Origin of the sequence: Methylobacterium sp. ME121, assembly GCF_000974725.1 — a bacterium.
Classification (GTDB): domain Bacteria; phylum Pseudomonadota; class Alphaproteobacteria; order Rhizobiales; family Beijerinckiaceae; genus Methylobacterium; species Methylobacterium radiotolerans.
On the sequence record NZ_BBUX01000052.1, the window covers coordinates 26,799 to 45,279 of the forward strand.

At 65.6% G+C, this 18,481-nt stretch carries 19 protein-coding genes; 11 read left to right on the top strand and 8 right to left on the bottom strand.

The annotated features are described in order from the left end of the window. The first annotated feature begins 509 nt into the window (after window positions 1-509). The 3 genes from ME121_RS24125 to ME121_RS34210 all read left to right on the top strand — a co-directional run bounded on the left by ME121_RS24125 (window position 510) and on the right by ME121_RS34210 (window position 3,918). Window positions 510-1,895, top strand: a complete 1,386-nt coding sequence (locus ME121_RS24125; RefSeq protein ID WP_059409742.1) for a hypothetical protein — start codon at window positions 510-512, stop codon at window positions 1,893-1,895. After that, window positions 1,892-2,347 (top strand): hypothetical protein, encoded by a 456-nt coding sequence (locus tag ME121_RS34205; RefSeq protein ID WP_143739242.1) that lies wholly within the window; start codon window positions 1,892-1,894, stop codon window positions 2,345-2,347. Before ME121_RS24125 ends, ME121_RS34205 begins: the two co-directional genes overlap by 4 nt. A 74-nt stretch (window positions 2,348-2,421) precedes the next feature. Next, complete coding sequence (locus ME121_RS34210; RefSeq protein ID WP_143739241.1) at window positions 2,422-3,918, top strand: phage tail tip lysozyme; 1,497 nt, start codon at window positions 2,422-2,424, stop codon at window positions 3,916-3,918. Between the two features lie 98 nt (window positions 3,919-4,016). On the opposite strand, the gene ME121_RS24135 is transcribed toward ME121_RS34210, so the two are convergent. Then, entirely contained in the window at window positions 4,017-4,973 is a 957-nt protein-coding gene (locus ME121_RS24135; protein WP_059409744.1) for a DUF5655 domain-containing protein, read from the bottom strand. Between ME121_RS24135 and ME121_RS34215 the strand changes: the two genes are divergently transcribed. The 6 genes from ME121_RS34215 (at window position 4,908) to ME121_RS24160 (ending at window position 11,351) form a co-directional block, all read left to right on the top strand. After that, a complete protein-coding gene (locus ME121_RS34215; RefSeq protein ID WP_491892880.1) occupies window positions 4,908-5,960 on the top strand; it encodes a COG3904 family protein in 1,053 nt (350 codons plus the stop codon). The genes ME121_RS24135 and ME121_RS34215 overlap by 66 nt on opposite strands. Window positions 5,961-6,334: 374 nt before the next feature. Beyond that, a complete protein-coding gene (locus ME121_RS24140) occupies window positions 6,335-6,889 on the top strand; it encodes a recombinase family protein (RefSeq protein ID WP_059409745.1) in 555 nt (184 codons plus the stop codon). A gap of 851 nt (window positions 6,890-7,740) precedes the next feature. Beyond that, window positions 7,741-8,040 (top strand): hypothetical protein, encoded by a 300-nt coding sequence (locus tag ME121_RS24145; protein WP_408902448.1) that lies wholly within the window; start codon window positions 7,741-7,743, stop codon window positions 8,038-8,040. Window positions 8,041-8,965: 925 nt separating this feature from the next. Then, the gene (locus ME121_RS24150; RefSeq protein WP_012320949.1) at window positions 8,966-9,184 is read left to right on the top strand and encodes a hypothetical protein; all 219 of its coding nucleotides are present in this window, start codon (window positions 8,966-8,968) and stop codon (window positions 9,182-9,184) included. Between the two features lie 176 nt (window positions 9,185-9,360). Continuing rightward, window positions 9,361-10,575, top strand: coding sequence for an ABC transporter substrate-binding protein (locus tag ME121_RS24155; protein ID WP_012320950.1), 1,215 nt, complete (start codon window positions 9,361-9,363; stop codon window positions 10,573-10,575). 17 nt (window positions 10,576-10,592) lie between these two features. After that, the gene (locus ME121_RS24160; protein WP_012320951.1) at window positions 10,593-11,351 is read left to right on the top strand and encodes an SDR family oxidoreductase; all 759 of its coding nucleotides are present in this window, start codon (window positions 10,593-10,595) and stop codon (window positions 11,349-11,351) included. Window positions 11,352-11,472: 121 nt separating this feature from the next. Here ME121_RS24160 and ME121_RS24165 read toward each other — a convergent pair whose 3' ends face one another. Next, entirely contained in the window at window positions 11,473-11,802 is a 330-nt protein-coding gene (locus ME121_RS24165; protein WP_234740832.1) for a hypothetical protein, read from the bottom strand. Between the two features lie 367 nt (window positions 11,803-12,169). Here ME121_RS24165 and ME121_RS24170 point away from each other — a divergent pair, with 367 nt between their 5' ends. Then, on the top strand, window positions 12,170-12,466 hold the full coding sequence (locus ME121_RS24170; protein ID WP_059409748.1) for a NepR family anti-sigma factor: 297 nt from the start codon (window positions 12,170-12,172) through the stop codon (window positions 12,464-12,466). Next, a complete protein-coding gene (locus ME121_RS24175; protein ID WP_012320954.1) occupies window positions 12,463-13,059 on the top strand; it encodes a sigma-70 family RNA polymerase sigma factor in 597 nt (198 codons plus the stop codon). The genes ME121_RS24170 and ME121_RS24175 overlap by 4 nt, the downstream gene beginning before the upstream one ends. 39 nt (window positions 13,060-13,098) lie before the next feature. Here the strand turns inward: ME121_RS24175 and ME121_RS24180 are convergent, their stop codons facing one another. The 6 genes from ME121_RS24180 to ME121_RS24205 all read right to left on the bottom strand — a co-directional run. Continuing rightward, window positions 13,099-13,632, bottom strand: coding sequence for an isochorismatase family protein (locus ME121_RS24180; RefSeq protein WP_053621236.1), 534 nt, complete (start codon window positions 13,630-13,632; stop codon window positions 13,099-13,101). Between the two features lie 139 nt (window positions 13,633-13,771). Next, a complete protein-coding gene (locus tag ME121_RS24185) occupies window positions 13,772-14,677 on the bottom strand; it encodes a tetratricopeptide repeat protein (RefSeq protein ID WP_058607028.1) in 906 nt (301 codons plus the stop codon). A gap of 306 nt (window positions 14,678-14,983) precedes the next feature. After that, on the bottom strand, window positions 14,984-16,000 hold the full coding sequence (locus ME121_RS24190; RefSeq protein WP_012320957.1) for an asparaginase: 1,017 nt from the start codon (window positions 15,998-16,000) through the stop codon (window positions 14,984-14,986). Between the two features lie 153 nt (window positions 16,001-16,153). After that, window positions 16,154-16,810 carry a hypothetical protein gene (locus ME121_RS24195; RefSeq protein WP_059409749.1) on the bottom strand — a complete coding sequence of 219 codons (657 nt, stop codon included), beginning with the start codon at window positions 16,808-16,810 and terminating at the stop codon, window positions 16,154-16,156. Between the two features lie 171 nt (window positions 16,811-16,981). After that, on the bottom strand, window positions 16,982-17,845 hold the full coding sequence (locus ME121_RS24200; protein ID WP_012320959.1) for a CheR family methyltransferase: 864 nt from the start codon (window positions 17,843-17,845) through the stop codon (window positions 16,982-16,984). Next, window positions 17,842-18,481: CheB methylesterase domain-containing protein (locus tag ME121_RS24205; RefSeq protein ID WP_491892881.1), on the bottom strand; the 640-nt coding region annotated here is incomplete at its 5' end. The genes ME121_RS24205 and ME121_RS24200, both read right to left, overlap by 4 nt.

Genomic DNA, 18,481 nt, shown 5'->3' on the forward strand with positions numbered 1-18,481 from the left:
TCGGTCCACAACGGGACACCTTTAGAGAACGGACAGGCTACGGGTTGGGCCTCGGTGTTTTCTCAGGCGGTTCCCGGCACAACAATGCTCCGTATCGAGGATCGGTTTGGTGGCCCAAAGCTCTATGTCTGATTGCGTACATAACGCCTGCTAAGTAGGCCTCAGTCGGCCATGCAGTTTCATAGGCAAGGTTCCTGATATAGCTCAGTGGGTTAGGTCACTTTAAGGCCCGCAAAATGCCCCCTCCAGAGAGAACAGGCTGAAAACGGCCACCCGCAGCCACCTCCTGAAGCCACCCCGCAGTGGACCCGGAACCCCTTCGTTCTCTCGCCGATCCCGCATCGATCAAAAAGACCACGCCACGTCTGACCCTGGGAGCCGCTGTGCTCCTGGGGTTTTCCTTATGCCATTTACTAATGGTAGTCCTGGGGTCCACCTACAGACCCAGGTCACTGAGGGAGATGACCGTTATAGATACACACATGAGAAGATACCTATGAGGACCAGGGATGACCCAGGAAACTGAGGATGACGATGATGATATAACCACAAAGGAGAAGGATCTTTGGCTCAATCAGTACCGCTTGGCGAAGCCAGGACCTCTCGTCTCTGTGTTGGATGCGGTGATTGATGAGGCAACGTTCATCGAACAGAGGGCCAGGAAGCGCAGGGCAAAGGACGCTCAGACCTTCCGCTTCGTCATCGATGTTGTTGTGTCCAATCTAACCTACAGCCTCCTCAGACACCCCGGGGGCAAGCCGCTGGTCATCTGCCGGGACAATGGGGGCCGTAGGGCCTACGACAATCCCGCGATCCCCCGGGCTACCTTCGTACAGACCGTGGACCTCCTGGAGGCCGCAGGCTTCCTCACTCAGGCCATCGGAGCGAGGGGCAAGGGCCTCACCACCATTCAGGCTACCGGCCGATTAGCAGCCTTGGTGTCCGGCCTGGGCGTGGACCTGGGATGCTTCAGGATCGATAGGCGCAATCCGCTCGTCATGCTCAGACGGAAGGTGGTTCACGGTCCCGGCCAGGAGCCCACCAGGAAAGACATCGAGTTCCAGGACACCCCTGAGACTGAGCGCATCCGATTGGAAATGTCTCGCCTAAACAGCTTCCTCGCTGGTGCGGATCTGGCGTTCATCCCTGATGGCCTTGGCTTGGTGGACACCATCAATGACCGGACCCTCAGTCGTCGCTTTGTGGTCCTGAACGACCAGGCCGCACGCTTCGATCAAGTCGGCCGGCTCAGCGGCGGGTTCTGGACGAACCTGGCGAAGCACCGCAGGGGCGGCCTCCGCATCCAGGGTGAACCCATTGCGGACCTCGACTTTGAGGCGATGCACCCCCGGCTCGCTTACCTACTGCTGCGCAAGGAGTGGCCCCCAGGTGATCCCTACGACCTGACTGGGCTCTTGGATGGCTACGACCAGACAAACCAGGAGCACCGGGGAGCCGTGAAGAAGGGCCTATCGTCACTCCTGAATGGCGGGAGGGCTGGCCGGAAGTACGGGAGACCTCTGGAGGGCCTACCTGCGGGTGCCACCCCAGGCAGTCTCCGCGCCGCACTGAAAGCCAAGCATCCCGCATTGGTGTCCATCATCGACCCCCCTGTGCCACCCAAGGTCCCGCTGGGCTATCGATTGATGAAGCTGGAAAGTGACATCCTTCTGGAAGCCTTAGACCATCTTATGTCCCTGGGCATCGTGGCCCTCCCCAGTCATGATGGTGTATTTGTCGCCCAGAGCTACGCTGCAATCGCCCAGGAGGCCCTACAGGCGGCCTCTAAGTTCATTGTAGATGATGCCCTGCCCGTAAAACACAAAGCCGTTCCTGGGCCATCCCAGGCCATTCTACGGCATACACACGAACAACCCATTCACAATTACGCATGACCACGACCCAAAACACCACCAATAAGAAGCCGAAGCGCGCCAAGGCCAAGTCCCGTATCTCGCTCAAGGAATTCATACCGAACTACCGAGACTTTCAGAAAGAGGCGGCTCGACTAGAGGAGATGCTTGGACCTCAATCCAATCTCGATGTTGCCTCGAACCTCCCCGCTGGGATGACCCGAGAGTGGGCCGTAGATGCCTGGGAGGTAGTCAAGGCAAACGCTGACTTGGATTTTAGGCCGCTCAAGCCCGGCACGGAATTTCCATCGGGCGTCTACGCTGACCGGGCCAAGTTAGCGATGCTTCGGATCAGGCACAGTCCGTTCGATCACAGGCTCCAAATGCTTGCGATCCGGCAAATGCTTGACGCGGACGAAATGAAATACAAGGCCGCACAAAAACGCCTTAAAGCCGAGAAGCGAGCCGCAAAGGCCGAAGCCTCTCAGAACTAAACCAAAGCACAGTCAACCCAACAGAACGTGCGCCACTTCCTGGCCCACGAACGATCACCTATGGAAAGACCACATTGCCAGCCTCTTCAGTCAACCTAAATACACCGCTCGCCCAGGCCCTCATCTCCGTCGGTCAACAGCGGGGCTACTCCCCTGTCGCCATTGCAGCCTCTATCGGTAACGCCTCCCAGGAGAACGGCCTACGGACCAACGGCGCCCCTGGAGACAACGGGACCGCTTTCGGCGCCTTCCAGTGGCGCGGGGACCGCTACCGCAATCTTCAGAACACCGCGACCGCCATGGGCAAGGCCTGGGATGACCCCACGGTCCAGGCGAACCACTGGTTCAACGAGCTTGATGGCAAGTACGGTGGTGAGAAGCCTTATGGGGATGCCCTCAAAGCCGCTAGAAACGGCCAGGAGGCCAATGACGCCGTAATCCGGTCCCTGAGGCCCGCAGGCTCACAGAACGGCCCCAGGGCGGCCCACAACTACTCTGGGCGCATGGGCGCTGTGGATCAGGCCTTCCGGCTTCTCACGGATGGGCAGGGCGCCATCAGCCCTTCAGCGGTCGCCAGTTCCCCGGCGGCTTCGGCCGACCCCGAGACTACCGGGACGATCACACCTCAGGCCCCTCCGAAGGAAGGCGGGGATGCCTTCATGGATGGTGGTCCTGGTGCCCTCTTCGGTAAGCCTCAGCAGGGTTGGAACATCGGAGACGCCTTGCTCGGAGCCGGAGCCGCTATGATGGCCCGGGACAACCCGGATGGCGCGAAGTCCCTCCTTACGACCATCAGGGCCATGCAGAAGGTCAATGAGGATCAGGGTCTCACCACCCAAATCAATCCGAACACAGGCCGTGCGTACACCTATGACAGCCACGGCAACGTCTCGGTCAAACAGATCCACGCGCCCGATGCCAAACCCATAAGCGAGACGGCCATTAAGCTCATTCAGGGCAACAACGACGCCGCTGAGACGGCTTGGAACGCCGCTGAAGGCACCCGGAAGTACACCCGGATGCTGATGGATGGGAAGGTCAACCTCTCGGCTCTTGCTCGTATCGGCAACGAGTATGCGAACTTCACCAATGATTCCGACGAAGGCACCCGGAACGCTGCTGGGCTCCTTGGACACCTAATGCGAATGAGAGATGCCCGCCTCTTGGAGGCCAAGGGTGTTCAGACGGATGCGGATGCCAACCGGGCGCTTGAAGCCCTGCTCCCGGGCAACGCGAAGTACGACAACAAGGCGGTAGCCTCACTATTCCGAGACCTCAGCAAGGATTTCACTGGCACATACGACGAGAAACAGCGGTACAATCAAGCCATCCTGAACAGGTACAAGGATTATGACCCGGATGGCTTCTACAAGTCTCGGTACGATGACCGCATCAAGCAAGCCAGGGACGCTGATGCTCTTATCGAGAAGGGCTGGGGCACCTTCATGAGTCCTCCCGCCTCACCTGTGGTGAACACCGGGACGGCCCCAACTGGAAGAGACCCGGTGAAATCCGCTGGGAAGCCCAGGGGGAGCTTCCTGGAGTTCTTTGATAGGCGTGCCGCTCAATAGCAGCCAAGCCGCTCACCGGGCCTCCTAGGCGATTGTAGGAGGCATGAGGATAACCGGGGGAGGCTGTGTGGTCTCCCTCGAACCGCAACGGCAACCAATCACGACCCTTCATAGCTTCTCACGAACAGCGGCTGAGCCTTTGTAAAATCATCCATGGACCTCATGCTCACTTCGAGATTGCCAGTTCCGTAATGGCCAACTTTGGTGACATCGCGTGTGAAGCCGTCTTCAAGCGTAACCGTTGCGGGGTCCAATTTTAGAAATGCGATCACGACCTTCGTCTGCGGGTAGACTTCCAGGCAAGCGAAGTTTTTGATGCGCTTGAACGCCACGTAGTAGCTTAGCTCCTTGACCTGAACATCATCGCCTAGAGCCATCAGGTACTCTTTGATTGCGCTGAAAATGTCCTGAAGGGCGACGCTCGACTGGCTGAGGCGGTAAGCAATGCGGCTGGACTTGTATTTGTCTTCCGACGCAGGACTATCAGCCAGACCTGAGGGCAACGCCACGCTGTCCGCGGCAGCAGATTGGCTGGCATTCGTAGTCTTAGACTGTTTCGGAGCATGTACAAGCTCGATCATCAGCAGGTCGGAACCGAACCGACGATAGCGAAGAAGCGCTATGTTCCGAGCAATCTGCTTGACCGCATGAGCATCATATCGAGTGAAGTCACCAGCGATGCATAGTAGCCGTGGGGCGGACCACTCGACAGACTTTGCCGCCTCGTGGCCTAGCTTTTCCATCACAAGCCACTGGAACTCTTTGCGGTGGTCCAAGAGCCAATCAAGATAGAAGAGCCCTTGGTTTACGACATTCTCGTTTACTGACCGCTTGTACTCAATGATGACAGGCGTGCCATCTTCATCGAGACCAAGAGTATCTATCCGACCACCATGGGCCGGGCCCGTCGAGTACTCGCTCGCCAGGAAGCTTACACCCAGCAAGGCTTCCAGATTACCCTCGAAGAGCTTTTGAAGTGACTTCTCAACTTGGACGGCCTCTCCCTGAAGTTCACTGACAACCTCACCAAGGCGGAACAGCTTGATATCGCTCATTTGGCATACCTAGCAGAGGAAGCCGACAAAGATTGTTGCAACAAGGTCACTGGTCAGAAGCGCAACCTGAGCATTATACAGCGCGAGGATGTCCCATCTAAAGGTGTACCGTTGCGCCGTCTTAAATCGCTATACGCTGCCTTGGTGATGCTGGCCTTTCAAGTTTTTCCCGGGGTTGCCGCCGAAGACAAGCTGTCAATAACAATATCGAGGCCGATTAACGGCTACATGTCATTGTTTCTTGGCAATGGTCGCTATGTATATCTCGACGGTATCATTGATCGCCAAGCGCCGAGCAGGCTCGAAAATTTCTTAAAGAGCAATGAAATTCAATATAATTCTTCAGTCGTGTTGAACTCGGCTGGTGGCAATTTGATTAGCGGTATTGAGATCGGGCGCATTATCAGAAAATACGGGCTCAGTACCGTCGTGGGCGTCAAGGATGCACAGCCAGAATACGATAGTATAAAGAGTGGTATCTGCATGAGTGCCTGCACGGCCGCCTTTCTGGGAGGTAAATTCCGCACCCTAGGTGGTGGATCGAAGTTTGGCGTTCACCGTTTTGCTTTCCAGGCTAGGGGAGACGGAGATGCTGACGCGGCTCAAATGCTCTCAGCAATTGTGACTAAGTACATGAAAGAGATGGATATCGATGTCGAGCTTTTCCGGCTTTGGACGCTGGCAGGATCGACTGAGATTTTGGAACTTGATTCAGGTCAACTTGAAAATCTGAATGTTGTCAATAATGGATTTGAGCGGCCAAAGTGGACAATCGAAGGTAACAACAATCTTATCTATCTAAAAGGTGAGAGGGATACGATCTACGGTATAAACAAATTTATAATCTATTGCACGCCAGCATCAGTTCCTTTGCTTCACATTATATTCGATCCCCAAGGACGAGCCGATGAAGTTATGCAACACAAGCAAAATGATTTAATCATTGATTCTGAGCATATCAAAGTGACGGCAGTAAAAAGGAAATAACTAACGGGTGGTTTAATGCCATATATAGGTTGAATAACAAGCTGATAAGGGCCATATCTCTGGCTAAATCTGTAGGGATGATAGTAAGACCAACTTCTGAAGCGCCTAACTTTCTCGGATTTAATCATCTCCCAGTTTCTGGTGGAGAGCAAAAGATCCGCTCGTATTTGTCAGGTTGCCGAGCAAACTAGATAGCATCATCTGCGACTTCTCTCCTGTCGTTACTACCGCGTCGTTCCAATAGGGCAAGCTCCAGCGGAACGTTCCGGCCCACCACTACTATCGTTCCACAAGAATGGGTTTGACAAACGGAACGGTTCCGCTCACTATGTCTAGGACTTCAACGGAACGATCCTGGCCCCGGAGCCCTCCCAATGCTCATTGGTTACGCCCGAACCTCCACCCTGGAGCAGGAAGCCGGCCTCGATGCCCAGGTGAGAGACCTGAAGGCCCTTGGGTGCGAACGCATCCACTCGGAGCAAGTGTCGTCCGTGGGGCAGCGCAAGGAGCTTGAGGCCGCCCTGGACTTCGTTAGGGCTGGCGACACCCTCGTTGTGACGAAGCTCGACAGGCTGGCCCGCTCAGTGACCCACATGGGCGACATCATCGCCAAGCTGGAGGCCAAGGGTGTAGCTCTCCGCATCGTCAACCTGGGAGTGGACACATCGACCCCCACCGGCAAGCTGATGCTCAACGTCCTCGGAGGCGTGGCACAGTTCGAGCGGGAGATGATGCTGGAGAGGCAGCGGGAGGGCATCGCCAAGGCCAAGGCTGAGGGCGCCTACAAGGGTCGCAAGCCCACCGCACGGGCCAAGGCTGACGACATCGAGGCCATGGCAGCCCAGGGTCTCAGCATGGGTGTAATCGCCACCAAGCTCGGCATCGGCAAGGCCTCCGTCCACCGTGTGCTGACCGCCAAGGAAGCCTGAGACCACGCCCAGCCTCACGGCCGAGACACGCCCGGCTAATGTCCCTGAAGTTAGCCCCGGATTGCCTGGGGCTCTTGGTGCTTCTGGTGTGCCCGAGGTCACCACTGCTGTGTGTGAGTGATAGGCGAGGCGCTGAGCCCGGGGAAATCCAAGGCGGGTCCTCTCCCATAGAGTCTCCTTTCAGGCCCAAAACCAGGAGAGAGGCCCCCGCCCCGTCTTCAAAATAACCGTTAAACCCTCTCGTTGTTGTTCGACCTTTCCGTGCAGTGAACTCGCTGGGGTCGGGCAGGTGTCTGAGGAGTTTTAGTCCTCTTACGAACAAGACAATTGGCATCCTATGGGTATCGGCATGTCATCGACAGAACTTGGACTAAAAAAATATCCACCAGCCGCGGGAACAAAGCTTGAAACAAGCGAAAAACTGTGGGATACGGCAAGCGTGGCCGCAAGAGAACAATAGCGGTCGGGGGTCTAAGTCGATGCTGGGCACGCTTCACTACGACATTGCCTACTATGAGCCAGGGAACAAGTGGCATCCGGGGGGCTCAAAAGGAGCGCTTCCTGTTTACGGCAATGACCCCCAGGGGCCAGGAGCAGTTAAAGTCCGCCCCTTACGGAGAATACAGAGACGGGCATCTGATTATTGCGCGTGAAACCGAGGCAACCAAAGTGATGGACCACGTGGACACCCTGGAAGTTCACATGTCATATTAAAGATACCCAGGCCCCTTCGGGGGTCTTTTCTTGTTCGGACGCAAACCAATACAGATCGGATAGGAGGGCGCATGGGTGGTGATATTGTCGGAAATGATGGGCTCCCCCTGCGGACCCTTGGACGCCTCAGAGATGTCGTGGGAGCCTTCAGGAGCCTGGAGCCGAACCTGCCGGCCGCCTACATCGACACATACCTAGCGGTGGCGCTGAGACCCGGCCTCGGACCCTCAGACTACGCCGTCATGCTGGGCACGATCCAGCCAAGCGCCTCAAGGCTGCTTATGGAGATCGGAGACAATCCCCGGTCACGGGCGGCCCCGCTGAACCTGGTGGAGCACCATCCGCACCCCGAAAGTCGGCGCCAGATCCAGTACCAGCTTACACCGAAGGGCTACACGCTCGCCTATAGGGTCGGGATGTTGCTCCAGGGGCGCTAGGGGGCCGATCCTGGGCTAACCCACTGATCCGATAGGCTCCGCAAATCTGCGGAACCGGATGAGCCTCCCGGCCGAACCGGGGGCACCACCAAACGCTGACACCCCTCGTGGGACTCCGGGGGCCGGGGGAAATCTAGGACCCGCCTTGAGCCTCCTGGCGAGACCGGGGGGCACCCTTTGAGCCTGACACCCCTCGGAGGGGACACTAGGCCCAGGCCATCAGGTGAAACATCTGGTGTAACACCGGACCTTGCGCTCAGAATTGAGCCATTTAACATCAGTCATTTAGGGCATCCTTTAGAGCCTTCAGGCCCCCTCCGCCGGCACCATGAAATTCGAGCGCTGAGGCCTGTTCTCGCCTCTGCCAAGACCCTCGCGCCCCAGCCGGTGTGACGGGGGATAGCGGCGGATGCGTCCCGCTGGCCGTCTGCCGGCAGGTCCGGCCCTGCACGCGGCGCCCGCGCGGCGCGGACATCATCCGGCAAAGTGCGTCGGCTAGGGCCGAGCTTGTCGGTGGCCTAAGCCCCCGCCGGCCGTCCACGCCCGCTTGGCAGCATCTCCGACCGGAGCGGGCGGGCGTGGATCGCCGCCGGTGTTGCGGACTCCACGAATGCGTGAGCGGCCGCCGATGGTGCGAGAGGATGCACCGAGCGCGTCGGATCGGCGCCACGGCTGAGCGGTGGACGCCGCTCGACCGCCACGCCCGGGCCCTGGAACCCCCTCGAGGTCGCGGTGAGCGGGCGCGGAGCCGCCGGCGAGCGTTCCGGGCGACGGCCCTGAGCGCGACGGCGGTCGCCAGCCCGGCGACCCTTCGGTCGGCGCGCGTGAAATCACGGGTCCCTCCCCCATACGCGGGACGCGCCCCGAGCCCTGGGAGTCCAATCTCTCCGCTGGCGCCGACGCTGCGCCGCTCGGGAGGACATCCATGGCCACCGCCCTGCTCCCCGCGCTCCGGCGCACCGTGCTGCTGTCCGTTCTGGCGTTCGCCGCCGCCAGCCTGGTGTTCGGCACGGTGATGCTGACCTCGCCGCCGATCAGCGAGGCGGCCATCTCGACCTTGACGGACGACGGGATCATCCCGCCGGTCACCAACTGCGAGTTCCTGCCGAGCGGGGACGTCAACAGCTGTACCGTGTACCGCTGAGCGCGCGAGGCCCGACCGCGCGCCCGGCCCGAGGTCTTCGGCACCGCCGGCGCGACACATCCGGCCGCGGCCTGTCTCGCCGGCCCCGGATCCGGTCGCGGACCGGCGCTTGACGCTGGGATGCCAGCGTGCCCTCCTGGCCGAAAGACAGAACCATTCGCGGAGGACGGCCCACGATGGCGTTGATCCGGAGCTGCGTCCTCTCGGTCGCGATCGGCATCGCCGTGCTCGCCGGACCGGCCGCCGCCGAGCCGATCCGCGTCAAGGTCGGCGTCCTCAACGACATGTCGGGCGTCTACGCCGATACCGGCGGCAAGGGCTCCGTCGTCGCCGCGCAGATGGCGGTCGAGGATTTCGCCAAGACCAGCCCGGACGTGCAGGTCGAGATCGTCTCGGCCGACCACCAGAACAAGCCCGACGTCGGCGCCGCCGTCGCCCGCCAGTGGTACGACCGCGACGGCGTGGACGCGATCCTCGACGTGCCGACCTCCTCGGTGGCGCTGGCGGTGAGCCAGGTCACCCGCGAGAAGAACAAGATCTTCATCGACTCGGGGGCCGGCACCACGGAGCTGACCGGCAAGCAATGCTCGCCGAACACGATCCAGTGGACCTACGACACCTACGCCCTCGCGCACGGCACGGCCGGCGCCATGCTCAAGCGCGGCGGCGACACGTGGTACTTCCTCACCGCCGACTACGCGTTCGGCCTCTCCCTGCAGAACGAGGCGAAGGCCGTGATCGACGCGGGCGGCGGGCGGGTGCTGGGCGCCGCCCGAGTCCCGTTCCCCGCCACGGACTTCTCCTCGTTCCTGCTGCAGGCGCAGGCCTCGGGCGCGAAGGTGGTGGGTCTGGCCAACGCGGGTGGCGACACGGTCAACGCGGTCAAGCAGGCGCACGAGTTCGGGCTGACCGACGGCGGCCAAAAGCTCGCCGCCCTGCTGATCTACGCCGTGGACGTCCACGCGATCGGCCTGCAGACCGCGCAGGGGCTGGTGCTGACCGAGTCGTTCTACTGGGATCTCAACCCGGAGACGCGGGCCTTCTCGGAGCGCTTCTACCCGCGCAACGGCAACACCATGCCGACGATGAACCATGCGGGCGTCTATGCCGGGCTCCTGCACTACCTGAAGGCCGTGGCGGCCACGAAGTCCACGGACCCGCAGAAGACCATGGCGTGGATGAAGGCCAACCCGACCGACGACCCGCTGTTCGGCAAGGGCGTCGTCCGGGCGGACGGCCGCAAGATCCACCCGATGTACCTGTTCGCCGTGAAGGCGCCGTCCGAGTCGAAGGGTCCGTGGGACCTCTACGAGCTCCTCGACACGATCCCCGCCGAGCAGGCCTTCCGCCCCCTGGCCGAGGGCGGCTGCCCGCTCGTCGCCAAGCCGTAGGGACGGGGCCGAAAGCCATGATGCGCGCGCTCGAAGGGCAGGTCGCCTGGGTGACGGGGGCCGGATCCGGCATCGGGCAGGCGGCCGCCCTGGCGCTGGCGCGGGCCGGGATGCGGCTCGCGCTCACGGGACGGGGGCGGGAGGCCCTCGCGCGCACCGCGGAGCTCGTCCGCGCGGCGGGCGGCGAGGCGCTGGTCGTCCCGGCCGACATGGGCGTGGCCGGCGACGTGCAGCGCGCCTGGGAGACGGTTCACGCCGCGTGGCGGCGCTGCGACCTGCTGGTGAACGCGGCGGGCCTCAACGTGCCTCAGCGCGGCTGGAGCGAGATCACGCCGGCCGGCATCGACGCCGTGGTCGGCGTCAATCTCAACGGCCCCTTCTACGCGGCGCGGGCGGTGCTGCCGACCATGCGGGCGCAGCGGGGCGGCCTGATCATCCACGTCTCCTCCTGGGCCGGCCGCTACGTCTCCAAGCTGACGGGGCCGGCCTATTCCGCCGCCAAGCACGGGCTCGTGGCGCTCTCGGAGAGCCTGAACCAGGAGGAGTGCGGGCACGGCATCCGGTCCTGCTGCATCTGCCCGGGCGAGGTCGCGACGCCCCTCCTCGACAAGCGGCCGGTTCCGGTCACCGCGGAGGACCGCGGGCGCATGCTGCAGGCGGAGGATCTCGCCGAGACGATCCTGTTCGTCGCCCGCCTGCCGGCCTCCGTCTGCGTCAACGAGATCCTGATCAGCCCCACCTGGAACCGCGGCTATCTCGAGGGCGTGAAGCTCTGAGCGGTGCCGTCCCGGCGCGCTCGGACGGCGCGCGATCCGCGCGCGGGAGCCGCCGGCGCGGAGGACGCGGATCACGAACCCCGCGTCGAGGCGGGTCGCCCCGCCGAGCGGCCGGCCCGTGTCAGCGGTAGGGCTTTCCGCCCTTCATGATCGCCATACGGTAGCCCTCGGGATGAAGCGCCTTGCCGAGGGGATCCACGATCCGGACGTCGGTGTGACCCGCCGCGAGCCAAGCTTTCGCGAGTACGACCGCGCTGGCCGCCCGGGCCCTGGTCTGCTGAATGACGCCGTTCGGCGCCTTGGCAGTGATGACATACTGCAGATACTGAGAACCAGCATGTGTCATTGGGCAAACAGACAGCAATCGGCGCGCCCGTCCTACAAGGTAGGTTAGAATCCCGGGCGCGGGCGCTCGAATTTTCGGGCCACCCGCGCGCGCATCGCCGCTCATGCCCCGGGTCCGCCCGGTCGCCGTACGCCGGTCGGCCGGCGCGAATGCCGGAACGCCCCTTGCCCCGCGGCGCGCCGCGACCCGCTCACCCCCCGTTCATGCAGGCCGGGCGAGTGTCGCCACGGCCAAGCTAAAGATAAGTATTTCTGATCTGTATCTGAGATTATACGGATTAATCTCGGCACAAGCTGGGCTATTTCAAGATTAAGATTTGATGAATGCCGAGTTCAGAACCGATTAAATCCACCGCGCCTACCAGCGCTGCCCGAAGGCGATGAGACGCGTCTTCGCCGAACCGATGGGGACAACGGTCCGGCGGACCGCCGGGCCCCGCGGGGCCGCATCGCGCACGCCAGGGGGCGCGACCATGTCAGGGACCGAGGACGATCCAGGGATTCCGGACGCCGCCGGCGCGGCGGACGCGGCCGGACCGGTCGCCGCGGCCTCGTCACGCGCGGTGCCGGGCCGGACGCCGGATCCGGCGCTTCATCCGGCACGGCGGGACGGCGGGCCCGGCCGGCCGATCGACGACGGGGCGCGGGACCGGATCGGGCGCGGCCTGCGCCTGCACTACGCCGGCGTCCTGGCCCTGCCGATTCCGGACCGGCTCCGGACGCTGCTCGACGAGCTCGCCGCCCACTCCGACACGGAGGCCTCGCGATGACCCTGATGCTGCAAGCCGCTCCCGCGGGGAGCGGGTCCGGTCCGGTGCCCCGGGGCGCCGACGCCGAGATGCGCGACCTCCTGCTGGGAGCGATCCCGGCGCTGCGGGCCTTCGCGTTCTCGCTGACCTACGACCTCGACCGCTCGGACGATCTCGTGCAGGACACGCTCGTGCGCGCCTGGGTCAACGCCGCCAGCTTCCGCCGCGGGACCAACCTGACCGCGTGGCTGTTCACGATCCTGCGGAACCTGTTCTACTCGGAGCAGCGCAAGCGCAAGCGCGAGGTCGAGGATGCCGACGGCGTCCATGCCGGGCGCCTGACCGCCCTCCCCGAGCAGGAGATCCGGATGGAGATGGCGCAGTTCCAGAGCGCGCTGAACCAGCTGCCGCCGGCCCAGCGCGAGGCGCTGGTCCTGGTCGGCGCCCAGAGCTTCACCTACGAGGAGGCCGCGGCCATCTGCGGCGTGGCGGTGGGCACGATCAAGAGCCGGGTCAGCCGCGCCCGGACCCGCCTGATCGAGGTGCTGGGCATGACCGGCACCGACGATATCGGGCCCGACCCGCAGACCCGCGCGGCCCTCGACGGCCCCTGAGGCGCGCTCCGCAGCGGGACCCGGACGCCGCCCCGGCGCCTACTTGATGAGCCTCACCACGTCGCGGAACCGCCTGTGTCGCGCCGTGCCGAGCCACTCGAACACCACCATCTCGGCGGTGACGATCTCGGCGCCGTGGGCCGCCATCCGGGCGAGCGCGGCCTCCCGGTTCTCGACCCGCCGCGAGCCCACGGCGTCGGCCACCACGGCGACCCCGCGGCCGGCCTCGCGCAGGCCGAGAACCGTCTGCAGCACGCAGACATGGGCCTCGCAGCCGCTGACCACGAGGTCGCGGTCCGCGGGCAGGCGTTCCAGGAAGCCGGGCGTCCGGGTCGCGCCGAAGCTCATCTTGGCGAAGGCCGTCCCGGGCTCGGGCGCCAGGGCCGGCACGGTCGGCCCGAGGCCGCCGGCATTCTGCTCGGTGACCAGGACCGGGACGTCGAGCAGCTTCGCGGCGGCGGTGAGGCGGCCCGTATTGGCGATGACTCCGGCCCCGTCGGCGATCGCCGGCATCAGCCGGGTCTGAACGTCGATGACGAGGAGGAGCGAGCGGGCGGGGTCGATCAGCGGCATGGGTCTGTGATCCCTCCGGACGGGTCCCGACGGGGACGGGCCACCCGCGCCGCATCCTCGCCCCATCGGGCCCGCTTGGGACCGCGCCCGCCGGCATGACAGGTGCGCGTCTCGACCGCGACCCCGCCGTCGCATTGCCCTAGCGGAGCGCGATGTCTCCGGGGACGCCCGCGGCCGCGGCCCCGCCGGCGGCCTTCTCGAACCACCGCCGGGCGGCGTCGAAATCCTGCTTCACCCCGCGACCGTTGAGGTAGAGGAAGCCGAGATTGTTCATCGCCTCCGCGTGGCCGGCGGCGGCCGCCTTCTCGAACCAGCGGCGGGCCGCGGCGGCGTCCGGCTTCACGCCCTGGCCGTTCAGGTAGAGGCTGCCGAGGTTGTTCATCGCGTCCACGTTGCCGCCGGCGACCGCCTTCTCGAACCAGCGGCGGGCCGCGGGGGCGTCCGGCTTCACGCCCAGACCGTTGAGGTGCAGGCTGCCGAGGGCGTTCATCGCGTCGACGTTGCCGCCGGCGGCGGCCTTCCCGAACCAGGAGGCGGCAGCGCCGTAATCCTGCCCGACACCCTGACCGTTGGTGTAGAGAAGCCCGAGATTGTACATGGCCGACGCGGCACCGGCGGCTGCGGCCTTCTCGTACCAGCTGCGGGCGGCGGCGTAGTCCTGCGCCACGCCCTGGCCGGCATCGTAGAGGCTGCCGAGGTTGTTCATGGCCTCGGCGTTGCCGGCGCGGGCGGCCTTCTCGAACCACGCGGCCGCGGCGGCGTAATCCTGCTTCACGCCCTGCCCGTTGTAGTACAGGCTGCCGAGGTTGAGCATGGCATCGACGTCGCCGCCGGCGGCGGACTTCTCGAACCAGCGTCCGGCCGTGCCGAAATCCTGCTTCACGCCCTGGCCGTTGATGTAGAGGATCCCGAGATTGTACATCGCGGCAGCGCTGGCGCCGGTGGCCAGCGTCGCGGAGGCGCTCCGGGCGGTCTCCGCCCGGGCGCCCAGTCCGGACAGGACCGAGAGCGCCAGCGTCATGGAAACGATGGATGTCGCGCGCATGGCCGTGAATCCCTGTGCGGGCACGCGAACCGTCATGCCCTGCGCGGAAGCCGATCCCGAGCATCTTCCGCAATGCTGATGGCGTCTTTCAGAACCTTGTTCCGTCCGATGACAGTCTTCCGGGACGAGGACCCTTCAGCTGGACTGCACCGAACTGATCCGTGACCTATCCGGGTCCGGTAGGACTTTCTGGACCAAATCGCACATGCGGCCCGCCGCGCCGGCGCGTCCCGCAGGCGCGCGACGGGCTCGCGCGTGGCAGCCCACGCGCGTCGGGGAGCGTCCGGGGCCCGGCGGGCGCGGCGCCTAGTAGGTCGCGAACAGCCGCGCCACCGCCTCGGGCTCCGCCGTGACGGTCAGCGCCAGGGCGAGCAGGATCCGGGCCTTCTGCGGGGTGAGGTTGTCGGCGCTGAGGATGCCGCGGTTGCGCAGCCGGGTGGTGAGCGGGACCACCCCGCTGCCGGCCCGGGTCGACATCACCACCACGATCCCGGCGGCGGCCGCCGCCTCCAGGGCCTCGGCCTCGGCGGGCGGGGTCATGCCGGGGGCGAGACCGGCCGCGACGAGGCCGCGCGCGCCGGCGGCCAGGAAGGCCCGGACCGCGGTGCCGTCGGCGTCGGCGTATCCGTAGGCGACGTCGACCCGCGGCAGCGCCGACAGCGTCCGGATGTCGAACGGCGTGCCCGGCGCGTGCGCCCGCTCGGAGCGGCGGTAGTAGCGGACGGACTCGCCGTCGACGTGGCCGAGCACGCCGAAATCCGGGGTCCGGAAGGTCTGGAGCCGCGCCACCGAGGTCTTGGTCACCTCGCGGGCCGCCTGGATCTCGTCGTTGAGCACCACCAGCACGCCGCGCCCGCGGGAGGCCGGCGCCGCGGCCGTGCGCACGGCCGCCACGAGGTTCAGCTTGGCATCCGTGGAGAGGGCGCTCATCGGCCGCTGCGAGCCGACCAGCACCACCGGCAGATCCACCGTCAGGGTCAGGCTGAGGGCGTAGGCGGTCTCCTCCAGGGTGGCGGTGCCGTGCCCGATGACGATGCCGGCGAGATCCGGGTGCTCGGCCGCGAGGCGCTCGCACAGGCGGACGAGGTCGCGCCACTCGGCGAACCCGATCGCCGGGCTCGGGACCGCCCGGAACGGCACCGGCACCACCGTGGCGACCGTCGCGAGTTCCGGGACGGCGTCCAGGATCGCGCCGGCCTCGAGGCGCCGGTCGGTGGCGGTGTAGTCGAGGATGTCGAGGGCGTCGCGGCCGAGGGACGAGATCGTCCCGCCCGTGCCGATGAACGCGACCTTGGGCAATCCGGTCCCCGATCCTGCCGCCATGCCGTCTCTCCCGATCCTGTCCACGCTGTGATGCCGCGTCGCGCGGCCGCGGTCGACCCCGGCCGCGCGCAGGCGGGCGATGCGCCGGGCGGGAGGCCCGCCGAGCGCGCCCCGGCCCCGCGCCCCGGCCCCTCGCCGGGACGGGCCGGGGCCTCAGCTGCGGAAGTCGACCAGAAGCGCCGAGGCGGTGCCGCCGTTGGCGGTGCCGCTCGCCCCGTAGCCGGCGCTGACCGACTGGCTGCTCTGGAGCTGCTGGATGAAGGTGGACAGCAGGTCGTTCGTCGTCCGCGCCGCGGAGGTGGTCGACGTCGAGGCCGCCGCGGAGGCCGACGCGGAGGCCGACGTCCCGCTCCCGGCGCTGCCCGCGGCGTCCGCCGGCGGCGGGCCGGGCGGGGGCCCGGGCGGCGGGCCGGCCGGACCGGCGACGTCGCCGATGCCGTCGCCGGCGGCGTCGCCGCTCTGGGTGCTCCGGCCGTGGCTGGCGAACAGGTTCTTCAGTTCCGCGGCCTGGTCGGCGGTGAGGCTGCCGCTGCTGACCTGATCGGCGATCAGACCGTCGATCCGGTCCTTCATCGAGGACGGGTCGAGCTTCGACCCTGTCGCGGTGCTGCCCGAGGCGGAGCTGGCCGACGACAGGCTCGAATCGATGCTGCTCAGGGCGTTCGTGAGCGCCGTCGCGTCGGTGCTGCTGATCGTGCCGGCCGACAGCGCGCCGCTGATCGTGTCGGACATCCGGGTCTGGGGCGACGGAGGCGGCGACCATCGCTGCGCGGCGAGCTGTGCTGCCGCGGTGGACGTGAGGGTACTCATGACGGGGCTCGGGTCACGGATGAGCCGGATTCGCCCGGCGGCGGGTCCGTGTGCAAATTACCCACGCGGTTCTTAAAGCCGCGTTTCCGGGATCGCCCGGATCCCTGCCGCGGGGTCGAGTACGGCGACGGCTCGGAGCCGGGGCGCGACCGGGAACCCCGATCGCGCCGCTCAGAGGCTCGCGGCCATGCGCAGCGGCGCCGCCTCGGCCGGGCGCAGCGCGGCCTCGGCGTGGCCGTAGAGGCCGCGGTGCTTCGGGTTCGGCGACAGCCGGTCGGTCAGGCCGATCACCGTCTCGGCGGCGCCGAGCAGGAGCGCGCCCTCCGGGGCGAGCTGCGCCGCGAGCCGCGCCAGGACGTCCGACTTGGTCGGCGCGTCGAAGTAGATCAGCACGTTGCGGCAGTAGATCACGTCGAACTGGCCCAGCGAGGCGAAGCTGTGCAGCAGGTTGAGCTGCCGGTAATCCACCATGCTGCGCAGGCTCTGGGCGATCTGCCACTGCTCGCCGACCTGGGTGAAGTACTTGATCAGCCACTGCACCGGCAGGCCGCGCTGGACCTCGAAATGGCTGTACAGCCCGAGCTTGGCCTTCTCGATCACCTCGGTCGACAGGTCGGTGGCGACGATCTCCACCTGCCAGCCGGCGAGCCGCGGCGCCGCCTCCTGGAGGAGCATGGCCAGCGAGTACGGCTCCTGCCCGGTGGAGGCCGCCGCGCACCAGATCCGCAGCCGGCGGCGGCCGGCATTGCGCGCCAGCACGTCCGGCAGGAGCGTGTCGCGGAACAGGTCGAAGGGGATCCGGTCGCGGAAGAAGAAGGTCTCGTTCGTGGTCATGGCCTCGACCACGGCCCGCTCGATCGTGCTGTTCTGGGCGAGCTTGAGGGTGCCGATCAGGTCGCCGAGGCTGGCGAGGCCGAAGCGGCGGCAGACCGGGGTCAGCCGGCTCTCCACGAGGTAGCGCTTCTCCGGCGTCAGCGCGAGGCCGGAGCGCTGCTTCAGGAAGGTGCGCAGGAATTCGAACTCGAGTTCGGTCATGCCGGCTGCCCCGTGATCAGGGCGCGCAGCGCCGTCGCGAGCTCGGGCAGCGGCAGCACGGCCTCGGCGAGCCCGGCCCGCGCGACGCTGCCCGGCATGCCCCAGACCGTGCTGGTGGCCTCGTCCTGGGCGAGGACCGGGCCGCCGGCCTCGGTGAGCGCCCGGGCGCCGTTGGTCCCGTCCGAGCCCATGCCGGTGAGGATCACCGTCGCGGTGGCGGCGCCGAACACGACCGCCGCGTCCTTGAACAGCACGTCGACCGCGGGGCGGCAGAAATTCACCGGCGGGCCGTCGGTGAGCTTGATGATCGGGCCGCCGGCCCCGGCGGCCAGCCCCATGTGGCGGCCGCCCGGGGCCACGTAGATGCGGCCCGGCTCGACCCGCTCCTCGGCCTTGCCCTCGGCCGCCGGGAGCCCGGTGCGGGTGGACAGGTGCTCGGCGAAGACCGCCGTGAAGATCGGCGGCATGTGCTGGACGATCAGGACCGGCAGGCGCCGCAGGGCGGCCGCGCCGATGCCCTCCAGCATCTCGCCCACGGCCCGCGGCCCGCCCGTGGACGAGCCGATCAGCAGGGCCCGGGGCTGGGTCCGGTTGCGGACCTTGGGCCGCAGGGGTGAAGGGGGGTCGCCGGGCGCG

Bases quoted from the DNA above. Each gene is read 5' to 3' on its own strand.
- ME121_RS24175 (WP_012320954.1), top strand. From the start codon at position 12,463: ATGACCCTGATGCTGCAAGCCGCTCCCGCGGGGAGCGGGTCCGGTCCG.
- ME121_RS24165 (WP_234740832.1), bottom strand. From the start codon at position 11,802: ATGAGCGGCGATGCGCGCGCGGGTGGCCCGAAAATTCGAGCGCCCGCG.
- ME121_RS24135 (WP_059409744.1), bottom strand. From the start codon at position 4,973: ATGAGCGATATCAAGCTGTTCCGCCTTGGTGAGGTTGTCAGTGAACTT.
- ME121_RS24160 (WP_012320951.1), top strand. From the start codon at position 10,593: ATGATGCGCGCGCTCGAAGGGCAGGTCGCCTGGGTGACGGGGGCCGGA.
- ME121_RS34205 (WP_143739242.1), top strand. From the start codon at position 1,892: ATGACCACGACCCAAAACACCACCAATAAGAAGCCGAAGCGCGCCAAG.
- ME121_RS24125 (WP_059409742.1), top strand. From the start codon at position 510: ATGACCCAGGAAACTGAGGATGACGATGATGATATAACCACAAAGGAG.
- ME121_RS24180 (WP_053621236.1), bottom strand. From the start codon at position 13,632: ATGCCGCTGATCGACCCCGCCCGCTCGCTCCTCCTCGTCATCGACGTT.
- ME121_RS24190 (WP_012320957.1), bottom strand. From the start codon at position 16,000: ATGGCGGCAGGATCGGGGACCGGATTGCCCAAGGTCGCGTTCATCGGC.
- ME121_RS24170 (WP_059409748.1), top strand. From the start codon at position 12,170: ATGTCAGGGACCGAGGACGATCCAGGGATTCCGGACGCCGCCGGCGCG.
- ME121_RS24150 (WP_012320949.1), top strand. From the start codon at position 8,966: ATGGCCACCGCCCTGCTCCCCGCGCTCCGGCGCACCGTGCTGCTGTCC.
- ME121_RS24200 (WP_012320959.1), bottom strand. From the start codon at position 17,845: ATGACCGAACTCGAGTTCGAATTCCTGCGCACCTTCCTGAAGCAGCGC.
- ME121_RS24185 (WP_058607028.1), bottom strand. From the start codon at position 14,677: ATGCGCGCGACATCCATCGTTTCCATGACGCTGGCGCTCTCGGTCCTG.
- ME121_RS24155 (WP_012320950.1), top strand. From the start codon at position 9,361: ATGGCGTTGATCCGGAGCTGCGTCCTCTCGGTCGCGATCGGCATCGCC.
- ME121_RS24140 (WP_059409745.1), top strand. From the start codon at position 6,335: ATGCTCATTGGTTACGCCCGAACCTCCACCCTGGAGCAGGAAGCCGGC.
- ME121_RS24195 (WP_059409749.1), bottom strand. From the start codon at position 16,810: ATGAGTACCCTCACGTCCACCGCGGCAGCACAGCTCGCCGCGCAGCGA.